This is a genomic window from Azospirillum isscasi (genome assembly GCF_030849505.1).
GTDB lineage: Bacteria > Pseudomonadota > Alphaproteobacteria > Azospirillales > Azospirillaceae > Azospirillum > Azospirillum isscasi.
In genome coordinates, this window is the sequence record NZ_JAUJFI010000078.1 from 1 (window position 1) to 25649 (window position 25649).

The 25649-nt window shown below is 66.5% G+C and carries 18 protein-coding genes and 1 pseudogene; 4 read left to right on the forward strand and 15 right to left on the reverse strand.

Features of this window, described 5'->3' with window-relative positions; all coding sequences use genetic code 11:
* Positions 1-1001 (forward strand): annotated as a pseudogene (locus QSG27_RS16105) (glycosyl transferase); the annotation flags it as partial.
* A gap of 18 nt (positions 1002-1019) precedes the next feature.
* Here QSG27_RS16105 and QSG27_RS16110 read toward each other — a convergent pair.
* The 4 genes from QSG27_RS16110 to QSG27_RS16125 form a co-directional block, all read right to left on the reverse strand.
* Positions 1020-2753 (reverse strand): B12-binding domain-containing radical SAM protein, encoded by a 1734-nt coding sequence (locus QSG27_RS16110; protein WP_306707828.1) that lies wholly within the window; start codon positions 2751-2753, stop codon positions 1020-1022.
* Between the two features lie 49 nt (positions 2754-2802).
* Positions 2803-3873: an NAD-dependent epimerase/dehydratase family protein gene (locus tag QSG27_RS16115; protein WP_306707830.1), complete on the reverse strand. Its 1071-nt coding sequence runs from the start codon at positions 3871-3873 to the stop codon at positions 2803-2805.
* A gap of 56 nt (positions 3874-3929) precedes the next feature.
* Entirely contained in the window at positions 3930-5009 is a 1080-nt protein-coding gene (locus QSG27_RS16120) for an NAD-dependent epimerase/dehydratase family protein (RefSeq protein WP_306707832.1), read from the reverse strand.
* Positions 5010-5111: 102 nt separating this feature from the next.
* Complete coding sequence (locus tag QSG27_RS16125; protein WP_306707834.1) at positions 5112-7538, reverse strand: glycosyltransferase family protein; 2427 nt, start codon at positions 7536-7538, stop codon at positions 5112-5114.
* Between the two features lie 303 nt (positions 7539-7841).
* On the opposite strand from QSG27_RS16125, the gene QSG27_RS16130 reads away from it, so the two are divergent.
* Positions 7842-8228, forward strand: a complete 387-nt coding sequence (locus QSG27_RS16130) for a hypothetical protein (RefSeq protein WP_306707836.1) — start codon at positions 7842-7844, stop codon at positions 8226-8228.
* The gene (locus QSG27_RS16135) at positions 8228-9382 is read left to right on the forward strand and encodes a glycosyltransferase family protein (RefSeq protein ID WP_306707839.1); all 1155 of its coding nucleotides are present in this window, start codon (positions 8228-8230) and stop codon (positions 9380-9382) included. The genes QSG27_RS16130 and QSG27_RS16135 overlap by 1 nt, the downstream gene beginning before the upstream one ends.
* An 11-nt stretch (positions 9383-9393) precedes the next feature.
* On the opposite strand, the gene QSG27_RS16140 is transcribed toward QSG27_RS16135, so the two are convergent.
* The 7 genes from QSG27_RS16140 to QSG27_RS16170 form a co-directional block, all read right to left on the reverse strand.
* Entirely contained in the window at positions 9394-10146 is a 753-nt protein-coding gene (locus QSG27_RS16140; RefSeq protein WP_306707841.1) for a phosphocholine cytidylyltransferase family protein, read from the reverse strand.
* Positions 10143-10748: a gamma-glutamyl-gamma-aminobutyrate hydrolase family protein gene (locus QSG27_RS16145; protein WP_306707843.1), complete on the reverse strand. Its 606-nt coding sequence runs from the start codon at positions 10746-10748 to the stop codon at positions 10143-10145. Before QSG27_RS16145 ends, QSG27_RS16140 begins: the two co-directional genes overlap by 4 nt.
* A gap of 27 nt (positions 10749-10775) precedes the next feature.
* On the reverse strand, positions 10776-13205 hold the full coding sequence (locus tag QSG27_RS16150; RefSeq protein ID WP_306707845.1) for a PEP/pyruvate-binding domain-containing protein: 2430 nt from the start codon (positions 13203-13205) through the stop codon (positions 10776-10778).
* A gap of 150 nt (positions 13206-13355) precedes the next feature.
* Entirely contained in the window at positions 13356-15005 is a 1650-nt protein-coding gene (locus QSG27_RS16155) for a sulfotransferase domain-containing protein (protein ID WP_306707847.1), read from the reverse strand.
* Between the two features lie 93 nt (positions 15006-15098).
* Positions 15099-15788, reverse strand: a complete 690-nt coding sequence (locus QSG27_RS16160) for an adenylyl-sulfate kinase (RefSeq protein ID WP_306707848.1) — start codon at positions 15786-15788, stop codon at positions 15099-15101.
* A gap of 364 nt (positions 15789-16152) precedes the next feature.
* Positions 16153-17220 (reverse strand): radical SAM protein, encoded by a 1068-nt coding sequence (locus QSG27_RS16165; protein ID WP_306707849.1) that lies wholly within the window; start codon positions 17218-17220, stop codon positions 16153-16155.
* 77 nt (positions 17221-17297) lie between these two features.
* Positions 17298-18080, reverse strand: coding sequence for a class I SAM-dependent methyltransferase (locus QSG27_RS16170; RefSeq protein WP_306707851.1), 783 nt, complete (start codon positions 18078-18080; stop codon positions 17298-17300).
* Between the two features lie 319 nt (positions 18081-18399).
* Here QSG27_RS16170 and asnB point away from each other — a divergent pair, with 319 nt between their 5' ends.
* Complete coding sequence (gene asnB, locus QSG27_RS16175) at positions 18400-20253, forward strand: asparagine synthase (glutamine-hydrolyzing) (protein WP_306707853.1); 1854 nt, start codon at positions 18400-18402, stop codon at positions 20251-20253.
* Positions 20254-20283: 30 nt separating this feature from the next.
* Here asnB and QSG27_RS16180 read toward each other — a convergent pair whose 3' ends face one another.
* The 4 genes from QSG27_RS16180 to QSG27_RS16195 all read right to left on the reverse strand — a co-directional run.
* Positions 20284-21699, reverse strand: coding sequence for an LbetaH domain-containing protein (locus QSG27_RS16180; protein WP_306707855.1), 1416 nt, complete (start codon positions 21697-21699; stop codon positions 20284-20286).
* A gap of 33 nt (positions 21700-21732) precedes the next feature.
* The gene (locus tag QSG27_RS16185) at positions 21733-22980 is read right to left on the reverse strand and encodes a glycosyltransferase family protein (RefSeq protein ID WP_306707857.1); all 1248 of its coding nucleotides are present in this window, start codon (positions 22978-22980) and stop codon (positions 21733-21735) included.
* Between the two features lie 407 nt (positions 22981-23387).
* Positions 23388-24968 (reverse strand): radical SAM protein, encoded by a 1581-nt coding sequence (locus QSG27_RS16190; RefSeq protein WP_306707859.1) that lies wholly within the window; start codon positions 24966-24968, stop codon positions 23388-23390.
* 309 nt (positions 24969-25277) lie between these two features.
* Positions 25278-25649, reverse strand: a 372-nt coding sequence (locus tag QSG27_RS16195; RefSeq protein WP_306707861.1) for a hypothetical protein, incomplete at its 5' end; no start/stop codon positions are given.

A 25649-nucleotide genomic window follows, 5' to 3' on the forward strand; every position in this document is an offset into this window, starting at 1 on the left:
GGGTGGCCCCGGACCGCGTGGCGGCCCTGAAGGCCGCGGCGGCGTGCCACCGCAACGCCGCCCGGCTGCGCCCGGAGATCCTCCTGCCGGTGCGGGACCGGCCCGCCGGTCCGCCGGCGCTCGCCAAACTCGCCGCGGCGGAGGATTGGGACGACCCGTGCTGGCGGCCTTGGGCGGTGCGGGTGCGGACCAACGTCGCCACCTTCCAGGCCCCCTACCTCGACGACGCCGACGCCGAACGCCGCCGCGACGAGGACGCCCGCAACAACATCGACAACTTCTTCAAGCGCAGCCGCGGCACCTGGGAGCGCGCGCAGTTCCTCTACGGCCTCGACCAGCTGGGCCTGCTGGAGCGGGGCCCCCGCGCCCTGGTGCTGAGCGCCGAGGTGGACGGGTTCTACCTGATGCTGACCGAACTGGCGCGGGCCGTCGGGGTGGTCGATGTCGGGCCGGGGGCGCCGGCCCATGCGGAGCGGGTGGGGCGTGGCGACCGCGACCCCTGGCTCGCCAAGCCACGCCGCTTCCACCGCGACCGCATCGCGATCCATCACGGGATGCCGGGTCCGGAGCTGTTCGCCGACGCGCCGTGGGACGCCGCCGTCCTGCCGCAGAACACGCTGTCGCGCCTGGCGGTGGAGGGAAAGGCGGCGGCGCTGCTGGCCTGGATCGGCCGGCGTCTGGCGCCGGGCGGGGTGCTGGCCTTCTCGGCGGAGATCCGGCTGAACGGGCGCCCGGGTGTGCCGGGCCTCACCCCCCGTCAGGCCCTGGCCTTGGGGGATGCCTTGGCGGACGCCGGGATGGAGTTGCCGGGATCGGTGGACCTGTCGCTCAGCGACGCCACGCTCGACCGTTTCGTGACGACCGGCGCGCCGGGGTCCGCGAACCCGAACTTCGTCATCCGCACCGGCGAGGCCCTGCACATCACCGCCGTCTGGTTCGCCCGCAAGAGAGCCGATACGCCGGGCGGGGGGTGGGAGAGGCTGGCGCGGTTCCTGGCCTGACCAACCTCTCCGCCGGCTTTACTCCGCCGGAACGGGCGCGTCGTCGTAGAGGTCGCGCAGGGCGGCGGCGGGAATCCCCAGCCGCGCCGCGTCCTGCCGCATCGCCGTGCGGGAGGAGACGATGCGCGGCGTCAGGAAGACCGGCCCCGCGAAGCCGGGTAGGGCGGCGGGGGGCTCCACCGGGGTGCCGTCCAGCGACTGGCCGGCCAGCTTGGTGTCGAACAGCCGCACGCGCCCTTCCTTGATGAGCGGCTTCAGCGCCGGCGCCTGGGCCAGCGTCTCGAAAAAGTCGGTGCCGACGCCCCACAGGGCCACCGGGCCGTCCGCCGCCGCCCCGGTCACAGCGGCACCCAGCGCGCGCCACTGGCGGATCAGGTAGTCGGAGCTGCTCTTGGCCTTGTCGGCCCCGATCGCAAGGTCGCCTTCGGACAGGCGGCGCATCTTCTCGCCGCCGTCGGGCACGTAGAGATACTGCTCGTCGAGGGCCGCCCCCGCGTAGCGGTCGAGATGGCCCTTTTCCCGCAGGGTGGACATGGGCGTGCCCTCGATCTCGCCGCAGCCCGTCTCCTGGAAGGTGTCGAGCGGCAGGCTGGCGATGTAGGACTTGGTGTCCTGCATCTGCTCGTGCGTCTCGCCCGGCAGGCCGTAGGTGAAGGTGCCGTGCACCGTCATGCCCAGGCGCTTGATCTCATGCACCGCGGCGCGGGCGGTCTCCAGGTTCAGGCGCTTGTTGACGATGTTGTCGTTGACCCACTGGTTGCCGCTCTCGAAGCCCAGCTTGACGCCGAAACAGCCGCTGTCGCGCATGGCCTTCCAGGTGTCCAGCTTGATGGTGTCGGCGCGGCACATGGCCGACCAGGGCAGGCCGATGCGGGTCATCACCTCGCAGATCCCCAGCACATGCTTGTCGCCGAGGTTGAAGGTGTCGTCGTCGAAGTAGATGGATTTGTAGCCGTAGCGGCCGACCAGCTCGCGCAGCATCCCCTCGACGTAATCCGGGGTGTAGAAGCGGACCGAACGCTTGCCGGTGCCGTCCGGGTCGTTGCCGGTCATGGTCGCCGGCCAGACGCAGAAGATGCACTTGTAGGGGCAGCCGCGGCTGGCCCAGACCTGGAGCTGCGGCGCCTTCTGCCCGGCGGGGTTCACGTCCCAATAGCGGTGGGCGATGAGCTCGTCGAAGTAGGGGTAGGGGGCGGCGTTCATCTCCGCGACGCTCAGCAGGTCGTGCGGCAGCATGCCGGTGGCGCCGTTCAGGACGCGCACGCTGCCCTTCTCGTACTCGCCTTGGATGACCGCGTGGATCGGGTGATCCGCCATCACCGCCTCGCCCTTGGCTGACAGGGCGCCGGTCAGCACGATCTTGGTGTCGGGCAGCATCTCCTTGATGCGCCGGACGATCGTCTGGTCATGGTCCCAGCAGGGGGTCGCCGTTTCAATGAAGACGTATTCGTACCGCTCCTCGCGCAGGTGCTGGAAATAGCTGTCGTAGGACTCGCGCAGCGCGATGGAATCGCGGAACACCACCTTGGCCCCGGTGGCCTTGGCGGCGTAGGTCGCGGCGTAGCCCATGAAGAAGGGATAGGGCATGTATTCGCCGAACACGAAGTTGCCCGGCGTGGAATGGGCCTGATTGGTGTGCGGCCACCGCGAACCCGCGCGCACGCCGCTGAACCAGGCCGAGGCCGGGGCGTCGTCGCCGTCGAACGCGAACCGCTTGACCCACCAGGGCGGGTTGCTGAACAGGACCTTCATCGCGCTTCCCTCCACCGCTTCCCGCGGTTCCTCATTCACTGACCGGCAATCAGGAGCCGGCGAACCGGTCGGCCATCTCGGCGTGCATCTCGGCCAGGATGCCGTCGATGTCGCGGGTCAGCGACCAGTCCGGATAATGCTCCTGGAAACGCCGGATGTCGCTGATCCACCAGATGTGGTCGCCGATCCGGTTGGTCTCGTCGTAGCTCCAGACCATCGGCCGGCCGGTCAGTTGCCCGGCCTTGGCGATGGCCTCCGCCATCGAGCAGTTGGAATGGCGCCCGCCGCCGATGTTGTAAACCTCGGCGCTGCGCGGCTTCTGGAAGAAGTGCCAGAAGGCGTTCACCAGGTCGAAGGAATGGATGTTGTCGCGCACCTGCTTGCCCTTGTAGCCGAACACCCGGTAGGGCGTGCCGGTGACCGCGCATTTCACCAGATAGGCCAGGAAGCCGTGGAGCTGGGCGCCGGAATGGCCCGGCCCGGTCAGGCAGCCGCCGCGGAAGCAGGCCGTCTTCATGCCGAAGTAGCGCCCGTATTCCTGCACCATCACGTCCGCGGCGACCTTGGAGGCGCCGAACAGGCTGTGCTTGGTCTGGTCGATGCTCATCGCTTCCGGGATGCCGTGGGCGGCCCAGGGATGGGACGGGTCGAGTTCCCAGCGGCTTTCCTGCTCCACCAGCGGCAGGGCGTTGGGCGTGTCGCCGTAGACCTTGTTGGTCGAGGTGAAGATGAAGGGCGCCTCCGGGCTGTGCCGGCGCGTCATCTCCAGCAGGTTCAGCGTGCCGTTGGCGTTGACCGAGAAGTCGGTGAAGGGCTCGCGCGCCGCCCAGTCGTGCGAAGGCTGCGCCGCGGTGTGGATGACCAGGGCGATGGACGAGCCGTAGCGCGCGAACAGGGCGTCCATGGCGTCCTGGTCGCGGATGTCCGCCGTGACGTGCGTGTAGGAGCGGTGCCGCCGTTGCAGCCGCTCCCGGCTCCAGGCCGTGCTCGCCTCCTCGCCGAAGAAGTAGCCGCGCATGTCGTTGTCCACACCGACGACGTCGAATCCCTTCTCCGCAAAGAACCCGACGGCTTCGGCGCCGATCAGGCCGGCCGAGCCGGTGACGATGACAAGGGACATGAGGGTCTTCCGTTCAAAGTAAGATCATGGCGACACCGCCGCGTGCAGACCGCGGCCTACTGCAAGATAGTCTCCAGAACGCGCCGGTGCTCGTCCAGCCATGCGAACAGCTCGTCCAGGATGGCCGGGGCCGACCGCCGCGGGCGCCAGCCGGTCGCCCGCGTGACGTCGGCGTTGTCGGTGACGTACCAGGGAATGTCGGCGTTGCGGGTTTCCGGGCTGGCGGCGATGGGGATGCTCCGGCCCGCCCGCTCGGCGCACAGCGCGGTCAGCTCGGCCAGGGACACGCTCACCTCCGGCCCGCCGCCCACATTGAAGACGCGTCCGCGGAATCGGTCCATGCCGGCCACCTGCACCGTCAGCAGGTCGTACAGATCGGCGACGTGCAGCAGGTCGCGCACCTGCAGCCCCTCCCCGCCGAAGCCGCTGTAGGACAGGCTGCCGCCGTACAGGTGGCGCGCGGCCCACAACACGACAACACCCTGGTCCACCTTGCCCATCTGCCAGGGGCCGGTCAGCACGCCGCACCGGTTGATGACGGCGCGCACGCCGTACATGGCGCCGTATTCCTCGATCATCAGCTCCGACGCCAGCTTGGTGGCGCCGTAGATGGACCGGCTGCCCGGCATCGGGAAGTCCGTGGCGATCCCGGCCGCCGACCAGCCCGGCCCGCCGGCCCCATCCGGCAGCACCAGCCGGGTGGCGCCGCGCTCCAGCGGCAGCCGGCGCAACGGGTCGATGGGATAGACGCGGCTGGTCGACAGGAACACCACGTCGGCGCCGTGGCGCCGCGCCGCCTCCAGGCAGTTCACCGTGCCGACCAGGTTGGTGTTGATCACGTAGGCGGGGCTTCCCCCGTAACCGGCGTGCACCGACGGTTCGGCCGAGCATTCCAGAAGCAGGTCGAAGGCGCCGAGTTCCTCCAGGTCCTCCGGGTTGCGCACGTCGCCATGGGCGAAGCGCACCCCGCCCGCGCGCAGGCGCTCCAGGGCCAGTTCCGAGCCCCGCCGGCGCAGGTTGTCGAAGGCCACCACCTCCGCCTCCGGCCGGTCGCGCTTGAACGCGAGAGCCAGATTGGAGCCCACGAACCCCGCCCCGCCGGTGACGACGATCCTGTAAGGGCGTATGGCGTTCATAGCGGGGCGTTGTCCAAAACTTTCTTGCGGCGGAATGGGCCGATGATCGAAGGGCAAAGGTTAACAAAGCCTCAAATCGTGCTTGCCGCCGTGGCTTTCGCGTCAGGCGCGCAACGCTGCGGCCAGATGCGTCCAGCCTCCAGGCGCCGTGGGGCCCGTCTTGCGGCAGAACCAGACCGCAGAAGCGTGCAGGGTGTCGCCGGTCAACGCCACCAGATGCGGATTCTCCGCACCGGGCGAGCCGGTCCGCACCAGCCGGTCGAGCGTTGCGTCGCTCAACGAAGCATCGAAGTCGCCCAGCAGCTCGAAGCCCGTGTGCCGCGCGAACAGGGCCGCGAGACCGTCTCCGGCCAGTTCGGGGCCGAGGCCGGCCACATCCGTGCCGCCGTTGAGGCGCAGCCTTCCCATGACGGCCAAAACGCCGCCGTCCGCCAGACGCTCGTCCGCCCAGGCGAGCAGGCTGCCGGCGGCCGGATCGAAGATCGTGTCCTGAAGCAGGAGGAGTGCGTCCCAGGGCCGTTCCCCAGCGGCTTTGGAATGGGCGGCTTTGGAATGGGCGGCTTCGGAATGGGGACTGGGCAGGCCATGGTGGATGACGATCCGGTCGCGGTGGAACAGACGGGGCTTCAGCAGCCAAGTGTCCACGTCACCCGCCGCTGCGCGCTTCGCGCGTGCCGCCGTCCCGTCACCGATGTCCAGCACATCCACACGGGAAACCCACTCCGTTAGGGCCAGATAGAAGCCGTCGATGGCTGGGCTGACGACCAGCATCCGGGCCTTCCCGTCGAGCAGCCCCAGGCGGTCCAGCCCGTACAGGAGATGCACGCGTTCCCAGGTTCCCCGGCTGCGCTTGAAGTAGCTGTAGACATGATTGAGCAGGTCGTCGTCCCGCAGCGCCTCGAAATCGGAAATGTTGTCGGCCGCGCTGACGTGAAAGGTGCCGCAGTTCGTCTTGAAGCGCTGCGCCCAGGCGAACCAGGCAGGGTCTTCCCAATCTTCCGACGCGGCCAGCTTGCCGAAGCACGGCGGCCCGTCCGGCCGTTCCATCGCGGCGATCCGGAGAAGCGGGCGCAGGCGGCAAGCGTTGCGGTCGCGGAGCGCCGCCTCCTTGAGGCGGACCAGAGTCTCTTTGGGCACGCCTTCGCTCTGTGCGGCGCCCGGCCAGTCCAGCAAGGCCAGCAGCGGCGCCGACCAGCGGCGCGGATCGACCGCGGCGAGGTCGGAGGCCGCCGCCACGGCCTGCAGGTCCCCGCGGGCGAGCGTCACCTCGCGCGAAGGCATTGCCAGCCGGCGGCCCAGAGCCTGCCGCATGAATGTTTCGAGCGGCACCCCCGCCGGGTCGGACGAGGCTTCCGGCACCATGGCCCGCCGGATGATGGCAACCAGCCGGTCGCCGACGGCATCCAGCGTGTAGTCGGCGAGCGCCCGTTCATAGGCGGCGTCGGCCACGGCCTGGCGCTTGCCGTCGTCGCCGATCAGCATCGCCAGCCGAGCGGAAAAGTCCTCCAGCCCCTCCCCCAAAAGGATGGACGTGCCGTCCTCCAGGCAATGCACCGCCTCGCCGACCGGCGTGGCGCAGACCGCCACCTTGGCCAGCATGTACTCGAACATCTTGGTCGGGCTCTTCGAGGCGTTGAACGCGTTGTCGGCGTAGGGCAGCACGCCGATGTCCATCTCGTTGAGCACCGCTCCGAACTCGCCCGGTGGGATGTGCTCGTGGAAGACCAGATTGTCCATCTCCGGGTAACGCTGCCGCAGGCGCCGTTTCAGCTCCTCCCAGGCCCGTCCGAAGCCGATGATGTGGAAGCGGGCCTTGCGGCGGATGCGGCTTGGCACCAGCGCGAAGGCATCGACGCCGAAGACGATGTCTCTCATGGGGATGTCGCCCCATACGTCCCCGCACCACAGGATGTTCACGCAATCGCCGAAGCGGCGGCGCGGTTCGCCGCGGCGGTCGGAATTGAACACGTCCCGGTCCGCCACCGTGTGGACGAGGTGCGTGTTCGGGTTGAACGGGGCGAGCAGGTCCAGGATGCGCCGGCTGGACGCCACGCAAGCCTGCGCGCGTGCGGCGAAGCGGGCAAGGAATTCCTCGGGCCTCAACGAGGGCAGCCAGGGTTCGATCCGGCGGTAGGGTCGGCTGCCCAGATCGTAGTCGTCATAGTCCAGGACGATCTTGTTGCCGTTGCAGGCCGCCGCCATCAGACAGGCGATCGCGTGATAGCCGGCCTTCTGCACGTAGAGCAGCGCCTGCGGGTTGCGGGACAGCACCTCGAAGGCGGTCAGATTCAGGCGGAGTTTTTCCTCATCCGGCAAGCCGGCCGCCAGCAGGCCCTGCTCGGCCGCGCCGAGATGGTCGAAGAAGGACAGCACCTCCGCGCGCATGCCGCGCTGGTTGACCAGCTTCGCGAAGCTGTAGGCGCGCACGCGGGCCGGTGCCAGCTTGAAACCGTCCTGCGCGACGAAGATGACGTCGGCGGCGTCGATGCGGGCGAGCCAATCGGGATCGAGGAAAGCCTCTGATGTCATGGGGTCCGCGCAGGAAAGGACGACCGAGGGAAGCGAACTTGGAGCACCCGTTCCCGGCGGGTCAAGCCTGTCGGCACCGCAGGGTGCGCGCTTGGCCAGCCACGGCGCATGAGTGTCCGTATCGACGCAACGCTCCACCTCCACCTCCGCCGGTCGGAATGTCTGGAAGCGGTTGCAGGGTGCGCGTTGCGCGCATGAGCCGCGCCGGACGAAATTATGCCCTTCTCGCGATCCGTTTCGCATATCATCGCCCGACTTTGCATCCCCCCCGGGGGCTTTCACCGCGCGACATTCAAGGACTTCATGGCCGTTCCGTTCGTCATCGCCTCCGATCTGTGCCGGGATGCGCGCGTTTATGTTTACGGTTCGGGCGCCGGCGGACAGGCCCTGGTGCGATACCTGATCGGATCGGGTTTGGGTGTGGCCGGATACATTGATTCGTTCCGGGAGGGCAGCGTGGACGGATTGCCCATGCACCGGCTCGACCAGTATCTTGCGTTGCGCCGGCCAGGTGATGCGGTGCTCATCGGCTCGAGCTTCGTGGGCGAGATCGAGCGCCGTCTGGTGGCGAGCGGCATCACGGATGCCCTGGACGGCTCGCTCCTGGCGACGGCCCTGCTGGAGCAGAGCCGCATGGCGGCGCGCGTCGTGGACGGGCGCATCCGCCTGACCGTGCCGGAGGCCGGATGATGGCCCGCCGTCCGCGCATCGCCCTGTTCGCTCCGGCCTCGCCGCTGTACGTCAACGTGCTGATGGGACTGCGGGCGGGGTTCGCCGAACTGGGCGTGGACGCGCACGCCGGCTGGCCACTGCCCGACGGGCGCCTGCTCACCGCCTTCCTCGGCAATTTTCGGCCGGATGCGATTCTGGAGATCAACCGCTGCCGCGACCAGATCACCGGCTGCGACGTGCCGTGCCGCCATCTCGCCTGGATGCAGGATTTCCAGTACGAGGGGCAGCGCCTGCTCGACCGCTTCGGCGGCAGCGACCTGTTCTATTTCATGCTGCCGCCGGACATCTACGGCATCGATCCGGAGACGCTGCCGGCGTGGCGCTATTTGTGGCCGGGCGTGAACCCGGACATCCATCACCCCGCCCTCACGGAGCCGCGCTGGGATCTCTCGCTGGTCGGGCACATGTACTCGCCGCCGCCGGATACGGTCATGCGGGCGACCATCGAGGCCGGCGGGCAGGCCGTGGGGACCTTCGCCGAGTTTGCCGAGGCCTTCCTCGCCTCGCCCATCGGCTATTCCGACATCCGCCTGCGCGCGGTGCACGGATTCCTGGTCGAACAGTGCGCGCGCCGGGGCGTCGCGGTTGATCCGGACACCCTGGACGGAAACGCGCTGTTCCTGTTCGACGAGGTGCTGCTGCGCATCAAGGACCGCCGCGCCGTCGCCGACGCCATGCTGCGCGTGTCCCCGAACGTCCGCTTCTTCGGCGGCCCCGGCTGGGTTCTGTGGCCGGACTACGCCCGCCGCTACGGGGGCGAACTGGTGGATCCGCACGACCTCGCCGCCGTTTACCGGGCCTCCCGGCTGAACGTGAACAACTCGGCCTGGCCGCTGCACTTCCGCACCCTCGACGCCATGGGCTGCGGCGGTGCGGTCATGATCAACCGGCTCCATCGGCCGGACGTGGACGAGCATTTCCACACCGACTTCCAGCCCGGCACCCATTACGTCGCGTACGGCCCGGCGGACTTCGAGGAGGCGGCGGCACGGACCCTGCGCGACGACGCGGCCCGCACGCGCATGGGCGCGGCGGCGGCCCGCGTCATCGCGGAAAAGCACCTGTGGCGCCACCGGGCCGAGCAGATCCTGGCGGATCTGGACGCGCTGTAACGCCGTCCGGCTTATCGCCCGGTGTTGCCCTGCGGGCTGAAGATCCGCTCCGCGACGCTCAGGTCGCTTTGCTGGTCGACCTCGCACCAGGGTTCGGCGATGGGAACCGCCCGGATTTCCACGCCGCGCGCCAGCAGGCGGGAGAGAAGGCCGGTCATGTCCAGCCGGTCGGCCTCCGCCGCCGGCAGGCTCGCGATGCAATCGGTCACCGTCCGCCAGCCGTCCGGGGTCAGGCGAAGCAGGCCCATGTATTGCCCCCCCACCTCCGCGAGCGCCTTCGGCCGGGCGCCGATACCGGTCAGCCGCCCTTGCGTGTCGACCTGGAAGGTCTCCGCGTCGTCCAGGGGATCGGCGAACCGCTGGCTCCACAGCGAGAACCAGTCGGGGTCGTAGGTGATGGCGATGTCGCCGGGCGCGGCCAGCAGCGTGCGCACGCTGTCCGGGCTGTAGACGATGTCGGTGTAGCTGACCACGCAGGGACCGTCGGCCAGCCACTCCCCGGCGCAGGCCAGCGAGGCGACCATGTTGGTCCGCTGCCAGCGGTCGTTGGTGAAGAAGCGCGTCACCGGCAGGGTCTGGCGGTCCCAGAATTCGGCCAGATAGCCCCGGACCACCGCGATCTCCCCGATGCCGGCGGCCGTCAGTGCCTCGATCTGCCACTCCACCAGGGGCCGCCCGTGCAGGCGGACGTAGCATTTGGGATGGGTGTCGGTGACGGCGCCGAGGCGGGAACCGCGGCCGGCGGCGAGGAGAATGGCTTTCATGGCAGGGCCAGCAGGTTGCGGAACAGGGCGATGTCCCGGGGATCGAAAGGAAGCGTCCGTTCCGGATGCCACATCACCGCGGCCAGGGGAAGGGACGGATGGCGGATCGCCTCAACCAGCCCGTCGCCGGCGCTGCGGGCTTCGGCGATCAAGGGCTCCGGAGCCTGGGGCAGGCCGTAGCGGTGAAAGCTGTTGACGGTGCGCCCACCCCAGCCGCCGGTGACCGGGTGGGGCGTCCCGATGTGGCCGGCAACCTCGGTGAAGCGTCCGCCGAAGGCGCAGGCCAGGGACTGGAAGCCTCGGCACACGCCGACCAGCGGAAAGGCCCCGGCGCCCGCCCGCCGGATCAGTTCCGTCTCCACGGCGTCGCGTTCCGGCGTCGTGCCGCCGAGTGCTGCCGGATCGCCGCCGCCGGTAAGGATCACCCCCGCCAGTCCCGGCACCAGGGCCTTCACCGTGTCGAGGTGGTTGGGCAAGGGCAGGGCGACCGCCCCCAGGGCGTGGACGAAGCGCGCCCAGTTCTGGTCGAGCTGGTCGCGGCGCTCGTTCCATCCCGCCACCTCCTCGACCCGTTGGGTCAAGCCGATCACCGGAAGCGTCATCCTCGCACCGTCCCGCTCATCGCGCGCTCACATCAGGACGGTCACCTGCCGGCCGACGCAGTCGATCTGCAGCCGGTGGGCCCGCGACCATGTCTGGTAATGTGCTTCACCGCACCCGATGACCGCCGGCAGGCCGAGTTCCTGCGCCCGGATCGCCATGTGGGAATTGATGCCGCCATACTGGGTGATGAAACCGGCGATGCCGCAGGTGAACAGCCAGTCGTAGCCGGGGTCGGCCGCCGGGATCAGGACGATGCGGTCGCGCAGAGCCTCGCGCCCGGCGTCGGTCAGGGCGATGGGCGCCGACACGCGCTTTTGCGTGATGAAGTTGGGCGCGGTGGTTGGCAGGTGGAAGCTCCACACCTCGTCGGGGGTGGTGACAAGCGGGGGGAGCACGATGCTGCCCGTGCGGGCGTAGCGCTCACGCCCCGAGGCGATGGAGCGCGCCAGCAAGTCGCGCGCATCGTCCGCCCCGCCGACCAGCCGGGCCACGGTGCCGATGTCGGCGAAGGACAGGGCCTCGCGATCAAAGTCCTGCTCGGCACCCCATTGGGCGAACAGTTCGAGCGCGTCGCTCAGGTTGGCCGTGAAGACGAACTTGGCGTATTCGCGCCCTTCGATCGCCGCCTTGAGGAAATCGAACAGCCCCAGCAGGGAATCGTCCAGTCCATGCTGCGCCATCAGCCTCTCAATCCGGCGGAACTGCTCCAGGCTGAGGCAGAAGGGCTCGGCCGGTTCCGGCGGGTGGTCGTTCTGGCTCGACCAATCGAAATACAGGTCCGGGGCGGCGTCGTAGCGGGGGGAGGTGATGTCGTAAGTGCCCGGCCGGAGATGCCCGTAGCGCTCCAGGAAGGCGGCCTTGGACAGGCGCCGGAAGTCGCGCCCCATCTCGCCCGACACGGTTTCCAGCGACCGCATGAACTGGTTGCGTTCGGCTTCCGTGAAAATCCCGACATCGACCAGCGAGCGCAGCAGCTGCACCGCGATGAACCCGGCGCGCGCCAAGCCGGCGAAGGGCAGCGTGCCGTAGCGTTTGCAGTCCTCCAGCAGCCAGTAGATCTTGTGCGGGGCGTCGAGGTCGCTGTCTAGGATGGTCCGCCGCCGCTCGGCCAGCACGTCCAGCTTGGCCCGGTCCTGCCGCCACAACCCCTGCCCGTGGTGGATGATGCGGTGGGTCAGGCGCCGCAGGCAGTCGGCCAGCGTGTCGATCTCGGCCTGGGCGAAGCCGGCGGCTCTCAGCCGTTCCAGCCGCTCCGGCAGGTCGAAGCTGTAGCAGCTGAACACGATGTCGAATTCGACCTTGTCGTGCCAGGCCGGATGCTCCACGAGGGTGGTCAGATAGTGGTCGGTCAGCCGCTCGGCCAACTCGTCCGGCAGGTCCTTGGGCAGGAAGGAATTGAAGCTGACCCGGACGTCGATGAACGGCACCCCCTGGAAGTTTTGCAGCAGGGGGAAGCTGCGCAGGTTGCGGTAGCCGTAGTTGTCGCGCTGGTAGGCCCAGATGGCATCCGTCACCAGATCCTTGTAGAGCGACAGGGCGAGCGGCCGCGGCCGGACCCCGATGATCTCGGCCGGGTTCCAGTCCGGCATCACCCCGTAGACGGTGCGTTGGCCGAACAGGAAGGGGTGGCGGGTCTGGCCGCCGGCGACCTTGGCGGCGATCCGCTCCACCCAGGCGGCGTGCTCGTCCGGGTTCGGCTGCGGAACCCGCAGGACCAGGGGGCGCACCTGGAGCAGCACCACCGATCCATCGCGCCGGACGGCGAATTCGACGTCCAGCGGGCTGTCGGGGAACAGTTCCCCAAGTTCGCGCAGCAACGCCGCCACGCCCTCCAGGCGGGCTGGCATGGTGTGGGCCGCATGATGGATGTAGCAGGTCCGCAGCCCGTCGCCGTCGCCGCCCGTCACGGCGTCGGTGCGGTGCCCCTCGCTGTAGTTGACGACATGGTAGGGGCCGCCGCCGTTGGGATCGCAGGTGAAGGCCACCCCGGCCATGACGACGTCCTCGACCATCGGCTGGACGAAGAACTCATGGCTGCCGGGATGCTCGGTCATCGACCAGACGACCTCGGCGCAGGCGTCGGCCAGTTCCTGGGGGCGGACGTGCAGCCGCGTGAGGAAGGCGCCGGCCATGGAGCCGTCGGCCGCGTCTTCCTGTGCCGCCGAGGAGCGAACCGCCATGAGCGGCCAGTTCCGCGCCTTCAACGCGGCCAGGGTCTGTCCAGGCTGGCGCAGCCACTCGCCCAAGGGCACGATCTCCAGCGGCGGGACCGTCGCGTTGCGCAACTGTCCGGCCAGGGCCGCCAGGGTCCGCGCCTTGGATTGCGCCAGCCATGGGAAAGAAGGGTGGGGGATGGGTAGGGTGAGGTTTCCGACCGGCGTGACCGCCTGATCCCGACGGCGTTGGCCATGACCGCCGTTCTCCGCCACTGTCGTGTGAATGTCGGTCGTTGTCATGGCCAATGCTGATGTGTCGAGGGTGGGGTGCGTTTTAAAATTCGCCCCAAAGAGCGTCAATATCCATCCTAACGTTGGAAATTACACCCCTTCAAGCAGCAATGCCACCGAACGGGCGGGCAGCCGAAGCGGCGCTTGGGACAAATTCCTTCAGCCCGGCTCCGGGAGATCTGCCTGCCAGTCCATGGATGTTTCGTAGCCGAGGCGGATCAGCGCGTCGCCGGTCAGGCGCTTGAACTTCTCCACCACGGCCGGCGTGAAGGTGGAGCGCCAGTCGCCCACGACGCCCTTGCGGCAGGAGGTCTGGCCGATAACCTCCCGGCGGGTCTCGCCGCGCGTCGCCTGCCCGTTGGTCTGGTGCTCGAAGCTGCCCAGATGGGCCGCGAAGCGCAGGTTCGCCTCGGTGATGTCGACGAAGGGATTGGGGCAAAGCTCCAGCCGGGTCAGGAGGCTGCGCAGCGTTCCGATCTCGTCCCGGTGCAGATCCTCGAACCGGACCACCTCCATGTTGGGGCTCTCGACGGCCGCGATATAGCTGTCCGTCCACTCCCTGGCGCTCGCCCAGCGGAATCCACCTTCCGGCCACACATAATTCATCCCGCCATCCAGAAGGTCGAGCATGAAATCTTCCACGGATTGGGACGACTCATTCCATAGATAGACCCTATGGAAGTAAGAATTGATGATGTCGCGCGGATCCCGCATCAGAACGACCATGCGGAACGGGAGATCGGTGAACCGACCAAGATTTATGCTGTGGTCGTGCATCGTGAGATATTCATAATGCCGCAAAGACCGCGCAAACCAGTACCAGGAATCAGTGTTTTCTTTTAAATAGGAATCCGCCATTGCTTTGGTGTCGGCATAAGGAACGCCCTCTTTTGTCCCTCTGAAACGGCTGAAGAAGTAGGAGTTGTTGGTCAGCGGCATATAGGGCTTGTTGGTCCAACCAAGAAGCGTCAGCAAATTCTCGATCTGTGGCAGAAAACGCATTGTCCCGGCGCAAGGCGGCACGACAACGACCAAGGGCGCGCCATGGCGTTCGGTCATTTCATCCCCAATCTCGACCAGATCAGGGCCAAGAGGGGTGCCGATCTGGCGCGGAAGGCCAAGATCATCCAGGCGCCGTTTCGGGATCCACATCGGCGTGGGAATGCTCTGGATCGTTCTCACCCTCCTGACCACCGACCTGAAATCGGAAGGACCGACCGCCAGGATCAGCCTGTCGAAGCCATTCAAGGCGTAGCGGTAGAAGAGTGTCGCTATCGAAAAGAGAAACTCCTCTTTTCCAAACATCCCGATGTCGCAGTGCCCGACGATCCTGCCGGACACGGCACTGCCGCACAGCGCCGAAACCAGTCCCTCCGCCGACCCGTTGCATCCGACGACAACGAAGCGGGTCCCCTCGGGGGACTGGGCGATCCGTTCGATCAGCGCGTCGCGCAAGGCGGGGGTGCCGAACCCGTCATCCTGGGGGATTCGATTGGCAACGGCTGCATAAAGCGGGTAAGCGTTGTGGACATTGGTGAATCCCAGCCCGAGCAGCTTGTGCCGGATCTCCGCCCAGGCCTGGCTGGCGATCAGGATGGCGGCGTCCTTCAGCCTGTCCCGGTCGGCCACCGGATCGAGAATGGGAAGCCCGTCGATCTCCCCGCGGGCGTAGCTGTCGACGAAGCCTTTGACCGCGTCCTTCCGGTGCGCGCCGATGCGGGCGAAGATCGTCCGGCCAGCGGTTCCGGCCCCATAAATGTAGATCGGCTGGTCCGCAGGAATGTCTTCGTAGAAATGGATCGCCCGCATGTCCGTTTTCTTCCCTCTTCTTAAATATTATGGTGAGTGGACGGGGAAATTATGAAATTGAAGTTGGGGGATGGCGAAGAAAACGAGAAAACGTTATCCCCTCGCCGCGTGCCGTTCGCGGATGGTTCGCCAGATGTCATGGGCCGTGACGGCCGGTGTCCGGTCCGGGTGATGGTCGATGACGAGGTCGGGGCGGCTCGGCTCCTCCGCCGGAACCTCCACCCCCACCATGCCGGCGACCTCCCCTGCGGCAGACCGGGCATAAAGACCCTTTGGATCGCGGCGGCGCAGCTCATCCAGGGGAACCCGCAGGTAAACTTCCAGATAGTTCGGGATGTGCGCCCGGTTCCATGCCCGAACATCGTGAAACATTGAAACGGTGGCGCACAACACGTCGCAGCCGCGCGTGGCAACGGCCTGACACAGCCGGCCATAGAGCCTGGCCAGGGTCAGTCTCTGCTCCCGGTCGTGTCCGGTCTCCAGCCCCAACTCGTTGCGCAGCAGCGCGCGCAGATGATCTCCATCGAGCGTCACGCAGGGCCGCCCGGCCTCTTGAAAGCAGGGCGCGAGCAGGCCGGCCACCGTCGTCTTTCCGGCACCGGACAGCCCCGTGATCCAAACGACCAGCCCCGGCCCGTGAATCCTGGATTGCCCGGCCGCCGCTTCGTCCACAAGGAGCCTGTCCACAAGTCCGTTCAGATGTTCCGCGTTTATATCGGCCAGCGAGGAAGGCAACTCGTCCCGATAAGCCGGGGGGCGGTTTTGGTGCAGCTCGATGGTCAAGAAGTTCCCTCATCGCAAGGCAACAGGCACCGGGGCCAGCCGTTCACGCGATGATGCTGCCGAATGATGAACAGTTGGTTGAATGCCCCCGGGGCTCATCCCGTCAGCCCGTTGCGGTGGCGTCCCCCCGTCCACGGATGTTTCGTAGCCGAGGCGGATCAGCGCGTCGCCGGTCAGGCGCTTGAACTTCTCCACCACGGGGCCGGCGTGAAGGTGGAGCGCCAGTCGCCCACGACGCCCTTGCGGCTGGAGGTCTGGCCGATAACCTCCCGGCGGGTTTGCGATGCGCGACGTCTGCCCTCTCACCCTGCGGCATTGACGGAACCCAGCGGACTTCCTTGGCTTTTCGCAAGACGCCAGGACGTCAGACGAAAAGGCCATGGTCGCCGGTGTTCGCCAGATATTCCTCCAGAATCAGGTTCTTGCGGTGGGCGACGCAATGGTGGCGGCAGACCTGTGAGGGATCAAGGGCCCGCATGCGTTCCTGGTTCTCTTCCGAAAACCAGAAGTCCCGGAACCGCCGCCCCGCGAGGGAGCCCAGCCGTCCGGCTTCCGTGTAGGCCTTGTCCTGGCAGGTGTAGACGCAGGAATCGGCACCGATGACGGTCAGGAACCGCAGGAAGCCGCAGCGCCGGTACGTCTTTTCGAAGCGGTCCTCCAACTCGTGATAATGGTCGACGATGGAAAACCGCTCGTCTTCCAGGCGGGCTTTCGCTTCGGCGATCTGTGCGGCGACGATGGGCTGAAGCCGCCGGTGATAGGCGTTGTTGGCTTCCCGGTCGTTGGACACCACCGCGCCGCTGACCTTCACGTGATGAACGCCCGCCTCCTTGAGGGCCGTGCACACCTGGGCAAGCCGGGCGGCGTTGGCCTCTCCCACGATGAAGCTGACGCCCAGCACGCAATCCCCGCCACGGTCGGCGAAGCCACGCAGATTGCCCATCAGCCGACCGAAGGAGCCGGGCGCCGCGCCGCGGGCGGCGGTGTAGCTGTCCTCGTCCCAGGCATCCAGCGACACCCGAACCCAGGTTCCGTAGCGGGCGAACGCATCGGCCATGGCGCCCCGCAGGTTCGCGCCGTTGGTCAGGGTCGCCACCTTGACGCCTCCCTCGGCCAGCCGGCGCACCACCTCGGGAAGTTCCTTGTAGAGCAGTGGTTCGCCGCCACCGGAGAAGGTCACCGCCTTCACGCCCATTCCGACCAGATCCTCGACGATTTCGAACATCGTCTCGGTCGGAAGCCGGTCTTCGACCTTCATGGCCTCGCCAAGCTGAAGGTTGTCGACACGGTAAGCGCAGTACCAGCAATTGTGGTTGCAGCGGTTGATGGGTTTGATCCGCACATGCACGGGAGCCGCGGCGCCGTCCCGTTCCAGGGCTTCGATCTGCGGGCGGAAGCGCAGGAACTTCAAATTGCTGTAGACGGATGCCATTGCTTCTTCCGAGTCCGCTCAAATCCATGAAAGGCGGACGGTCCGGTTGGCCGGGGACCGCCGAGCCGGGATCCCGTTCAGGCCCGCCGGGCAACCCAGGCGCGGGTCAGGTAGGTTGTCGTGACCGCCGTCTCGCGCTTGAGCAGATCCGCGACGAAATCAAGGAAGTCCGCGAACCGCTGCGGGCCGAGCTGCACTTGGATGTCGTTTACCGACCGCCATGCGCCGAGATAGTGGGCAACCGACAGATCAACCGTGTGCCGCCCTTCCAGGTAGACGACATCGTCGAACCGGGGGCAGGTCCAAAGGCGCTCGGTCAGCGTCGCGGCGATTCCGGACCGGCCCGACGAGACGCGCTTCAGATCCGGCGCCAGAGCGCGCAGATGTTCCTCGATCCGGACCAGCAGCGGATTGGCTTCGATCAGGCGGGGGTTCCACAGCGCGATGAAATGGCCACCCGGCCGCAGCACGCGGTGGAACTCCGCGGTCGCCACATCGAAATCCGCCCAATGGAACGACGAGGCCATCGAGACGAGGTCCGCCGAACCGTCCGCCAGGGAGGTGTGCTCGGCGCTTCCCGCGCGCCAGGAAATCGCGCCGTTGTCGGGGTCGGCGGCGCCGTGCTGGCGCATGTCGGCGTTGGGTTCGACGGCGGTTACCGAACGGAGGCCGCGCCGTGCCAGCATGCGGGTCCAAATTCCCGTGCCCGCGCCGACATCGGCCGCGTCGATCTCGCCCGGCGTTTTGCCGACCAAGCCGAGAATCGCGGACAGCACCGTTTCGCTGTAAGCCGGCCGGTATTGCGCGTAGTCCTTCGCCAGCCCGGTGAAATCGCCATGCTTTACGGTGTCGGCGCTCAAGTGCATGCTCCACGTGATTGTTTCGGATCGACGGCGACCCGGCTTGCAAGGACGCGGATACCGTGGGCGATCGCAGTTAACAATCGGTTTATGCAACCAAAACGGAAACCGTCCCCCTTTGCTCTGCTCAATGGTTGTTTTCCGTCCTGATCCGGTTCCGGCCTGATCTGGGGCTGCTCCCTCGACGCGGGAGAAGCGGCAGTAACAGCTTTTTCAGCCCGGACGCCTTATCTTGCGGGTCTGGAACCGGTGTCCGGCATCGCGTGGGCATCGCGTGGAATGCCCACGCCTGTTCGGGAAAAGAGGGAAGGGACGGGTCATGTGCGGGATTGCCGGCGTGCTGCGGTCGGACGGGCGGAAGGCCGATCCCGCGGAGCTTGAGGGGATGGCGGCCATGCTTCGCAGCCGCGGCCCCGACGGCTGGAGCATGCATGTCGACGGTGGCCTGGGGCTTGTCCACACAAGGCTGCCCATCCTCGACGTGTCCAGTGCCGGCGACCAGCCCATGGCGGCGCTGGACGGCCGTTTCTGGATCAGCTTCAACGGGGAGATCTACAACTTCCTGGAACTGCGCGAAGAACTCCTCTCCCTCGGATGGACTTTCCAGACCCGGAGCGACACCGAAGTCCTGCTGAAGTCCTTCATCCAATGGGGTCCCGCGTGTCAGTTGAAGCTGAACGGCATGTGGGCTTTTGCTGTTTGGGACGCCGTCGAAAAGAGGATTTTCCTTTCGCGTGACCGGTTCGGGGTCAAACCGCTCCATTACGCATGGACGGGACGGGACTTCGCTTTTGGTTCCGTGATGAAGGCCTTCCTGCCTCTGTCCTGGATCGACTGGACGGTCGATGCCAACGCCCTGGCCGTCGCGATCGCTTTTCCCTCCCGCCTGGAAGGAACGCAGGACTGCCTCTTCCGCGCCATCCGTCGGCTGCCCGCCGGGCATTGCCTGACCCTTCAGGCCGGCGGGTCCCCGCGCCTGGAGCGTTGGTGGAACACGCTGGACCACCTGCCGGCCACGCCCCTGCGTTATGAGGAGCAGAGGGAGCAGGTCCGGGCGCTGTTCCTCGACGCCTGCCGCATCCGGTTGCGCAGCGATGTTCCCGTCGCCACCGCCCTCAGCGGCGGCATCGATTCCAGCGCGGTCCATTGCGCCATTGCCCATCTGGCCGGACAGGGCTCGGCCCGGACCGCCAGCGACTGGCAGCGCGCCTATGTCGCCGATTACCCGGACAGTCTGCAAAGCGAGCGCCCCTATGCCGAGGCGGTCATCCGCTCGGCCGGGACCCGCGGAATCTTCCAAACCATCCATGTCGACGAGGTCGTTGCCAACGCCGATCAGGCGATCTTCGACATCGAGGACATCATCGAGAACGCGTCCGCTCCCTGGCTGCTGTACAGGCGGATGCGGCAGGACGGCGTGGTCGTGTCGTTGGATGGGCATGGGGGTGACGAACTGTTCGTCGGTTACACCCACCAGTTGGCGTCGGCCATCACCGAGATTCGGGACGAGCGCCTGCGGGCCGAGTATCAAAGGACCCTTGAAGGCTTCGCGGTGCCTGGATACAGCCCGGGCCGCGCCGGCGCCTGGGACGGGCGGTCCGCTTTGCTGCGGACAAAGCCGGAGCCTCCGGCTTTGCCCGGCCGGGACAGCGACCTTGAGCGTTTCGGCTGCTACGATCCCCTGACCCGCTGTCTGTATGCCGACCTGCACTTCACGACCCTGCCCACGATCCTGCGCAACTTCGACCGCTGCTCGATGGCGCATGGGGTCGAAATCCGCGCTCCCTTCATGGATTGGCGCCTCGTCTGTCTCGCCTTCGCCCTGCCCCCGGCCTCGAAGGTCAGGGACGGCTATTCGAAATACATCCTGCGCGATGCGCTGTCCGACATCCTGCCGCGGGAGATTTCCGGCCGCCGCCAGAAGCTGGGCTTCGTCACCCCCGTCTTCGATTGGCTGAAGGGGCCGTTCGGGCAGTACATGCTGGACGTGGTCGGATCGGCCGGCTTCCTGCAATCGCCTTTCTGGGACGGACCGCGCATCCGCGCCCTGGTGGAGGAAAGCCTTCGTGAGGGGTATGCCGCCGGCACCTTGTACTTCTGGCCCTTCATCCACGCCGCGCGGCTGCTCGACCAGTTCCAATCGGTGCGCGGGGCGCCCTCCCCTACTTTCTGACGACGGACCGGCGCGCGAGCCCTGCACCGGTCATGGCAAGGCTTCCTGCACCGATGGCGTCGGAGTCCAGCGCGTCAGCGGCAATTCCACCAGCGGGCCGGATTCCGCCCGGTTGAACAGCGGCCGTGCCAGCAGCACCCGGCAATCCGGCACCGCCTCCAGCTTCCGGGCGATCGGCGTGAAGAACATCGAGCAGATCAGCACGACGGCTCCCGCGGGGTGATCGTCCCGGAAGGCGGCGAAGGGAAGGATGGGCAGGCCGTCGAGCGTGCCGTCCCGCTCGCTGTCGATGAAGGCGGTCACCGTGACACCCGACCGGCGCAGGACGTCGAGCACCGTCGTGCCGAAGCGGCCGCACCCGTACAGGTACAGGTGTCGGGCGCCGGCCAGGTCGCGGACGTCGAAGGCGCAGTCCACGTCGGCGATCTGCTCCGCCACGGCGCGGGCGATCGGGGCGGCGGCGGCTTCGGCTTCGGCCAGACAGGCTTCGATCGCCTCCTCGCTCGCCCCATGGGCGCGGAACAGGATGGGTTGGTCGAAGAAGCGCCGATGGAAACGGTTGGTCCTCTGGGCGGCCCATTCCAGTGTCCGCTCCAGGGAAAAGGGAAGGGGCGTGCCGGCCACCTCGGCCCAATGGTCGCGCCGGCTGAATTCCAGCACGCAAGCCTCGTCGGACGACTGGATGACGTGGATTCGCTCGGGGGCCTGGACGGTCCGCAGGACATAATCGCCGTCGATGGTCTCTGAAAAGGCGCTCGATCCGGGGCGCGACCGCACCAGGATGGGATGCAGATGCCAGCAGTGGGCAACGAAGGCGGCGTTGTCGCTGGCGAACCAATAGAGATGCGAAGCCTCCGCGCAACAGAACCCGGGCGTTCCCCACCGCAGGCTTTTGGAGATCGGGTGCGGATGATCGATCATCAGGCGGACCAGATCGCGCGGAGGGATGGAGATGGTGCCGTCGGGTTGCCGGAAACGGGCGAACACCACGGGAACCGCATCCTCGATCACCGTGCGGGGACCGCCGATCATGACCAGTTCGTCGCCAAGGGCCGCGCGCGCCTCGACGTGGGCGAAGGTGCCGGCCGAGAAAATGGCATCCGGGGCCAGGAACACCAGATAGGCGCCGTCGACGGAAGCCTCGGCCACCGCCCGGCGGTGGAAGGCGGTCATCGTGGCGTAGCGGTCCGCCGATAGAAGCGCCTCCGCTCCCGGCTCCACCACGGTGAATTCGACCCGCATCAACGCCGACAGACGGTCGAAGGCCGGATCGGCGGTCATTACGGCGGCGTCGGATTCCGTGGTGAAGATGCGGTAGACGGCGTTGTCGAGGTGCCGCATGGCCGGCAATCCGTCGGAGGCAAGCTGGGACGGCAGCGCCACATCCAGAAAGAAGCGGGTGAAGCGTTCACCCCACACGACCATGATGAAGTGGAAGGGCGGCATGCGTTTTCTTCCCAATCCCGACAAGGCCGGTCCTTACCGGCCCAGCCGTTGGCGGATGACGTCCTCGATGACGTCGCACCGCTGGGCCAAAGTGTGCGAGGACAAGGTGCGTCGGCGCCCGGCCTCGGCGATGGCTCGCCGCGCGGGCTCGTTCTCCAGCAGGTAGCGGGCCTTTTCCAAAGCCTCGTCGACGCTGGCGTATGTGACGACCTCCACGTCCGGCTCGAACAGGTCGCGGATGTTCGAAGCCGCCTCCGTCAGCAGGCAGCAGCCGTTCCCGGTGGCTTCGAACATCCGCATGTTGCCGGCCATGCCGGCGGCAATGCCGGTGTGCAGGTTGAAGGCCAGACGCGATCGGGCGAGCAACCGGTGCATCTCCAGTCCGAAGACCGGCGGAGCGCAGTGGTCGGGAAAGATTTGTCCCAGCGTCAGCTCCGCCGCTTCCGGTGTGCCGTCCAACAGGTCGGCCACCGCGCGGCCAGGGGAAAGGCCGGGGGGAAGGGCGCGCAAGCGGTCTGCGATGCGGTCGCGCACTGCGGCCGCCGTCACCGCCGTTTCCGGCCGCGGATTGTCGGCCGGCCAGCAGCGCAGGCCCTGGTCAAACATCAGCCGGCTCAAGGCCAGGAAACGGCCCCGGTACTCGGTGCCGAGGCCGGGGCAACTCCCGGCGAAGATGAAATCCTCGGTCGGGCTCCCCGGTTCCGGGGCCGCGAGAGGGGCGATCTCGGGGTCGAACGCATGGTAGAGCAGGGTCCGGGGCATTCCCGGCAGCGCATTCCGGTCGAGCAGGGAGGGAGCGCCGATGAACAGATGATCGATGCCATCGGCCTGACCGTCGGACAGGGTGTAGCCGAGATAGCCGAGAATAAGGCGGACGCTGGGCACCTCGGCGCGGACACGCGCCCAGAAGCCCGGACGATAGGCGGACAGGCCCTGGACATAGATGATGTCGGGAGCTTGCTCGCGCAGGACTCCAAGCAGGACGTTTTCCATCCAGGGATCGGAGGGCGCCGACAGGCGATCGGGCGGCGGCAGGCTGCGGTCGCGCGCCCAGGAGCAGAACAGGCGGACCAGATTGGAGATGCACTCCTGCGCCTCGTAGCCGCGCCGCCGCATCTCCCGCGAGAAGCCCTCGCCGTAGGTGTACTGGTTCCTCAGGATAAAGCCGAGGTGCTCTTCATAAGGCGCGTCGAGCAGCCACGGATGGTCCCGGTACATCTGCCGGAGCAGCGGAACAAAGACCTGGGGCCAAACACGGACAATGCGCAAACCCGTCATCATGCCCTTGCCGTCCGCATGAGGATGCAGCCCATCATTGTCCCACCCCCGTCAATCCAATTGCGCACCCTGGTCTCCACCTTTGCCGATCCGAGCATTCCGTACCGGTCCACCCGAAGCGTGAACAAGAACCTATCAAACATCTTTTTGGAAGGGTGATGAAGAATCGTGGTTCAGATGGGCCGTTCCCAATCCTGCGCGACATGATCGGATTGTTTCCCGAGCCGTCGTGTAGGATTGGATGAGCCAGTCACTATGGTTCCCCGCACTCTGGTCGGGGGTGCCAGGTGGCCGCGGCGGGCAGGCTGACGGCGGCATCATCGCCGAGCGGGGCGATGATTTCCAGGGTCATGCAGCGGGTGCGCTGCGGAACTCTCAAAAAATGAGGACTCCAGGAAACCCGGTGCGGTTCACGCGCCGGGTTCCGCATCGTGCCGAACCGCGGCTGAGTCGTTGGCAAACCCTGCAACCGTTCTGTCGTGTGTCAGAAGATGCTCGACAAGGGCGTGGCGCAGCTGTTCCGGCGTGCCAACTGGCCGGCACAGACACTTGGCGCAGCTCTCGTCGCGGACATCGCCGCTCAACAACTGGCGCCGCAACTCGCGGAATTCCGGGCCGTTGAACACCGCCTCAGTGCTGCCTGCCGCCTTCACGTTCCCCATGTCCTTGCCACGGACACAGCAGGTGTGCATCACGCCGGTGGGCATGACGACCATGGACTCCCAGGGATCGAGACACAAACGGGTCTGTCCGGGCGTCAGTCCTTCGTCGTCGGCAAAATAGGTTTGATGGCCTTGAATGTTTTGCGTTGTAACCTTGACGAAGTCTTCCACCGCATTTTCCCCACGGCGGCGGCGCTCGATAATGTCCTTGCGGCGCGCCAGACGGTCGTCACTGTTGTTCGGAAAGGTGACCGGAATACGATGGCGCGCGGCCAGTTCCATGCCCTCTTCAAGCCCCTTGTATGCCGTCAGGAAGGCATCGTCGTCGAGTTCGAACAAGCTCAGGAACGTCACCGGCAATTCCTGGTAGTAGGCAATGTCGTTGAACATGATGCCGTCGGCGCCGCAGGCCACCGCGAAGGACACATATTCCTTGAGCCGTGCCGCGTTCTGGTCGAGCAGCACGCAGTTCCAGAGGATCTTCGGGGCCGGCTTGCCGGAGGCGATGGCGCGCGCGCGGATACACTGGATGTTGAAGACAATGGTGCGGACGTCCACCGACTTCCGGATGATCTTCTGGAGCGGAATGTCTATGACGTCGATGCTGATAAACAACTCCGTGAAGCTGCACATGGCTTCGAGTTCAATGTCGGTCAGCGGTGTTGCGAGGTTGGTCGTGGCGTACAGCTTGGCTCCGGCTTCGGCGAGGTCGCTGCTGATGCGCTCCCATCCTTTGTAGACGAGGGTTTCGCCGAAAACGCCCAGATGCGCCTTCTTCACCTTGTGATGGCGGGTGTACTCGATGATCCCCTCAACTATGTCCGCCGGCATGTCCGTCGAGTTCTCAATCTCCTTCACACCCTGGGTGCAATAGACGCAACGCAGATTGCAACGCGAGGACAATTGAACAATGACGGTCGTCGCGGTGTAGTCACGGCTACCCAACCACGTATCAAGATTTTGCTTTCCAATGACCGCAACAGCTCGTTCGACAGCCAACTGTTTGGCACGATCCAGACAATTCAGAACCAGCGGATAAGCGTTGAAAATCCTCGTGAAGCCTTTCGAGAGCAAAATCGGTGCGATTTCATCCCCGCGCATGCTGGCGATCAGGATCGAGGCGGCCCGATCAATTCGATCGGCAATGGCATCCGGATGGAGGATCGGCAACCCGTCGAGTTCTCCGATCTTGAAGCTGTCGATGAAAGCGCAAAGGCGATAACCGGCCGCAACAATTTCCCTTCCAAGCAGAGACCCACCCTGCGACGCACCAAATATGAAGATCTCCTGATCCTTGGGAAGGGAGGAAAAGGTCTCAAGCTGTTCCATCTGGATGCGGCTTTCGGTTGCGGCCAGGATATGGCAGGAGTGTAGACATGAGAATATTACGTGTCATTAATTTATCGAGAGCTGCGCGCGTATCCTTCTTCTTGGTAAAGGTATAGATGCCTGCATTTGTATCGGTGTGCCTTGACGTGTTTGGAGATCGCGTATGGCTTTCGCTGCGCCCGGTGAACCGCACCGGTTTTGCAGAGCTCAATCCCGGCGCGCAGGGAGCGGTTGGCAATGGCAGGCTCTGCGATGGAGCAATGCCCGTCATGGTTTCAGCGTCAGGTAACGATGTGGAACTGCCAGCCGTCATTCCGCTCCATGAGCACCAACCAGCCTGTGAACGCCCTGGCGGTCCGACGCCTCGTCGCAGACCGCTTCCAGAATCTCGTTGAAGCCGATGATCCGGCCACGGAAGCCGGCGTCCGTCAGGGCCCGGCGCATGGCGGCCTCGGCGGCCTGGGTGCACAGCACGACGCAGGCGCAGGACGAGGCGGCGGCCTCCGCCGGTGGACGGACGGGCAGCCCCCGCACCAACGTTCCATGCCGCGCCGGATTGCCGTCGAAGACGCCGCCGAGGGCGTCGTCGGGCAGCCCGAGCAGCGCGTCGGCGATGGCGAAGATGTCCCCCGTGCCGTAGAAGCCGACCATCCCCGCCGAACGAAGAGAAGCTGGAGGAAG